This window comes from Paraburkholderia sp. RL17-373-BIF-A, assembly GCF_046030175.1.
In the GTDB taxonomy this organism is placed as follows: Bacteria; Pseudomonadota; Gammaproteobacteria; order Burkholderiales; family Burkholderiaceae; genus Paraburkholderia.
Genome location: NZ_JARESO010000196.1, coordinates 1 through 2,504 on the forward strand (window position 1 = coordinate 1; position 2,504 = coordinate 2,504).

2 protein-coding genes and 1 pseudogene are annotated in these 2,504 nt (G+C 58.7%); 1 reads left to right on the top strand and 2 read right to left on the bottom strand.

What is annotated here, in order from left to right; all coding sequences use genetic code 11:
• Positions 1 to 245 precede the first annotated feature (245 nt).
• On the bottom strand, positions 246 to 1,268 hold the full coding sequence (locus P0D80_RS49455) for an IS110 family RNA-guided transposase (RefSeq protein ID WP_211708933.1): 1,023 nt from the start codon (positions 1,266 to 1,268) through the stop codon (positions 246 to 248).
• 339 nt (positions 1,269 to 1,607) lie between these two features.
• Here P0D80_RS49455 and P0D80_RS49460 point away from each other — a divergent pair, with 339 nt between their 5' ends.
• Positions 1,608 to 2,003 (top strand): SHOCT domain-containing protein, encoded by a 396-nt coding sequence (locus P0D80_RS49460; RefSeq protein ID WP_408183702.1) that lies wholly within the window; start codon positions 1,608 to 1,610, stop codon positions 2,001 to 2,003.
• Between the two features lie 78 nt (positions 2,004 to 2,081).
• Here the strand turns inward: P0D80_RS49460 and P0D80_RS49465 are convergent.
• Positions 2,082 to 2,504 (bottom strand): annotated as a pseudogene (locus P0D80_RS49465) (hypothetical protein); the annotation flags it as partial.

Consider the following 2,504-nt stretch of genomic DNA (forward strand, 5'->3'; position numbering starts at 1 on the left):
TTTGCCAAGTTGATCTTATGTGATACGTGAGCGAGGTATCGGCTGCGGTCTTATATGCGGCCTTTTGCAAGCCGAAGCTGCGGGCCCTGATGGAATTCGCCAGGAACGTCCTCATCTCGGCCACGTGCTTGAAGCACAAGACTGTGTTCAGGTTTGCGTTCCTGCGGTCCGACCTGTCGCGCCATCACATTGAAATCAACCCAAGCAACCTACCAGTTCTTCAACGCTTCAAAGTGCTCATCCTGCTATGCAGGTCTGTTGCTCACATGATGCGCTTCGTACGACGTCCCGTGAGCGAGGATCGCCCAGGCGATTCTCGCCATTTTGTTCGCCAAGGCCACTGTTACTACATTTGCTGGTCGTCGCACCAGTATTGCCTTTTGCCATGCGGTGGGTACCTTGGTGTGACACAGAACAGAGCGCGCCCCATGTATCAGCAACGTACGCAAGTATGGGTCGCCACGTCTGGAGATCGAGCCCAGCCGTATCTTTCCGCCGGTACCATTCTGACGGGGAACAAGTCCCAGAAACGCTGCGAACTCGCGCCCGGACCTGAATGTCTTCGCATCTCCAATTGTTGCTACCAGGGCCGTTGCGGTCAGGCGGCCGATACCCGGCACTTCGGAGATCGCACGACATGCCGCTTCGTGTTTCTGCCAGACGCCAATCCGCTTCTCGAGTTGATCGATGTCCTCCTCAAACAGGTTGATGCGACGCAACTGTTCGAGAAGGTTAAGAAGTATCGATCGTGGCAGTGTGTCTTCGAGTTCTGCCATGCGATTTCTGATCTCGTCGAGTCCTGCTACGCGTCCTGCGCGAAACGTTACGCCGAATTCATACAGCAGCCCACGCAGCTGATTTATCTGCATCGTTCGAAATTTGACGAGCAACGAGCGCATACGATGGAGGCTTAGCATCACTTGCTGATCCTCTGTCTTGGCGGCAACCGTGCGCATGCCGGGTTGCTGCACTGCAGTCCAGATTGCCCGGGCGTCGGCCGCGTCAGTCTTGTTCGTTTGCACGAAAGGTCGAATGAATTGGGCGTGTAATAGCACCACCTCATGTCCGAGCGCGCGAATCTTACGTGCCCACCAGTGAGCACTTCCGCAAGCTTCGAGGGCAACGCGACCGGCGGGGCGCTGCGCCAGAAATACAATTAAATCGTCACGTCCGAACTTCCGATTCGCGATCTCGCCAGTTTGGGCGTCGACCCAGTACATCTGGAACACCCGCTTTGCAATGTCGAGTCCGTATGTCGTAGCATTCATCTGGGGCCTCCGCTCCTTAAGTGGTTGTGTCGCAACTCCACTTTGGCACATTGATGCCGTTCGGTCCTGGAGGCCCTCAATCGTGCCCAATTCCCCGGAGGGAGGGCGGTGTCCATTCCATCTCGACCCACTACGGACGTCGGACCAAGCCCGACTTAGCCGTCCGATTCTAGGGTGCAGCGGTCATTCACTCGGCGACCTGGATCTGCCCTTCTTTGTCGGCCGCAATCGTTACCGCCCTTACCGGCACGGATGGCCTCTCACCGTTGCGATCCATATCCTTGCATGCAGCGGGCGACCATCCTTATTGGCCGATGATGAAGCGCCCTCGGTCAGTGCGTGACCGTCAGCTATCTGGGCGATGCTGTTGAAAAAGTCGCTGCTCTGCTTTCTCAAATCGCCGGTGAGAAAAACGACCCCTTAGATCGGCCTACAAACCGCTGGCGAACGCCGGTTAAGGGTAGGAAGACCCCTAAAAACCTTTTGAGAGAGACGGTCAGCGACTTTTTCAAAGCATCGGCCGACTCCTGTCTTTTATGTTTTCAGCATAAACCCACGCAGGGCCGTGGCATAGCCGAGCGCAATCAGGAGCGGGAGAAGCAGACTCGCGATGATCTGCACCAAGCCGCTGGTTTCGGCGTAACCGAGGAGATCGAAAAGCTTGACCGTCTGAAATCGGCAGGGGCCATTTCGGAAGCGGAATATTCGCGCCTGCGAGCCCGGCTCGTGCAGTAGTCAGGGTTTACGGGTCGACCCGAAGATCCTCTGCCTCGCGGGCGCGGGCCTGGAACCGACCCTGGCCCGCGCCCTCCGCTATTGCGAGACCTGGTAGATCATGGGCCCTTGGCGGTACGGACGGGGAAATGACCCGGCCCAGTATCCCGCCCGGTAGACCGGATAGGCAATGGGACTGGCAACGGCGACGACCGGCTGCACCACGGCCTGAACCGGGTATTCCTGCACCTCCTCCTGGGGATAGACCGGAACGTACTGGACAGCCGGTGGAGGGGGCGCTGCATAGGCCTGTTGCACGTACACCGGCTGCGGATAGTTCGACGGACCGCTTTCAAAAACCGGCGCTTGCGCATAGACGGGCGCCTGCTGGTAACGCGTCGGCGGTGGCGCGTACTGCGGCTGCTGCGCAACCATCTGATACCCGGGCTGGGCCGGCAATGCGCGCTGGGCGACGTGCGGTTGGGGGACGGGGACGGGCGCCTGCAAGGCCTCGTCGTCTGG

What these genes read in the sequence shown, in the direction of transcription:
- P0D80_RS49455 (WP_211708933.1), bottom strand. Translation starts at nt 1,268, where the DNA reads ATGAATGCTACGACATACGGACTCGACATTGCAAAGCGGGTGTTCCAG.